The 1,171-nt window shown below is 71.6% G+C and carries 1 protein-coding gene; it reads right to left on the bottom strand.

Annotated elements, in window-relative coordinates; genetic code table 11:
- On the bottom strand, window positions 1-1,040 hold a 1,040-nt coding region (locus ACK4TH_RS12005; protein ID WP_409626774.1), incomplete at its 3' end, for an adenosine deaminase.
- Window positions 1,041-1,171: the final 131 nt, after the last annotated feature.

Raw genomic sequence — 1,171 nt, 5'->3', positions numbered from 1 at the left:
AACACCCGCTCCAGGGCCGCCAGGTGCCGCGCGCGGGTGGCCTCGTCGAGGAACGCCCCCTCGAAGCCGTTGGCCAGCAGCCGCCACGCCGCGCGTGCGTCCAGCCCCAGCGCCTGCACCGTCTGCACCAGGTTGTCGGCGACGTAGCCGCCGAAGTAGGCCGGATCGTCGGAGTTGACGGTGACACACAGTCCCGCCTGCAGCAGCGTGCGCAGGTTGTGCGAGGCCAGATCCGGAAACACGCACAGCCGCACGTTGGACAGCGGGCATACCGTCAGGGGCACCCGCTCGCGCGCCAGCCGCTGCAGCAGCGCCGGGTCGTACACCGCCTGCACCCCGTGGTCGATGCGCTGCACCTGCAGCAGATCCAGCGCCTGGCGGATGTAGTCGGGCGGCCCCTCCTCGCCGGCGTGCGCCACCCCGTGCAAGCCCAGCGCGCGGGCACGGGCGAACACGCGTTGGAACTTCGCTGGCGGGTGGCCCAGTTCGCTGGAGTCCAGCCCTAGGCCGATGAAGTGCTCGCGCCACGGCCGCGCCGCCTCCAGCGTGGCCAGCGCCTCGTCCTCGCTCAAGTGCCGCAGCACACACAGGATCCAGCGCACCGACAGACCCAGCTCGGCTTCGGCGCGCCGCTGCGCCGCCACCAGCCCCTCGAACACCGCCGCCAGCGGTACGCCGCGCGCAGTGTGCGTCTGCGGGTCGAAGAAGCACTCCGCATGTACGACGCCGTCCGCCGCGGCGCGCCGGAAGTAGGCCCACGCGAGGTCGTGGAAATCCTCCGCCTCGCGCAGCACACCGGCGCCGGCGTAATACAGGTCCAGAAAGCTCTGCAGGCGGGTGAAGGCGTAGGCCGCGCGCACCGCCTCGACGTCGGCGTACGGCAGCGCCACGCCGTGACGGCGCGCCAGCGCCAGCATCATCTCCGGCTCCAGCGTGCCTTCGATGTGCAGGTGCAGCTCGGCCTTCGGCGCGCGCCTTAGCAGCACGGCCAGCCGCTCGAGGCCGATTCGGTCGAAGGGCAGGTTGGGTTCGGGGATCATCGCGCGTCCTTGCTCAGCAGACGCCAAAGGTGATGCTGGCGGCGCGTAGGTAGCGCCGGTAGGCGGCGCTCAGGCGGTCGGCTGCGCACATCGCCTCACCGCCATGCAGCGGCAAGCGCTTTGGGGTCTGG

It is taken from the genome of Tepidimonas sp. (assembly GCF_046292505.1).
In the GTDB taxonomy this organism is placed as follows: Bacteria; Pseudomonadota; Gammaproteobacteria; order Burkholderiales; family Burkholderiaceae_C; genus Tepidimonas.
This window is presented reverse-complemented; position numbering and strand designations above follow the sequence as displayed.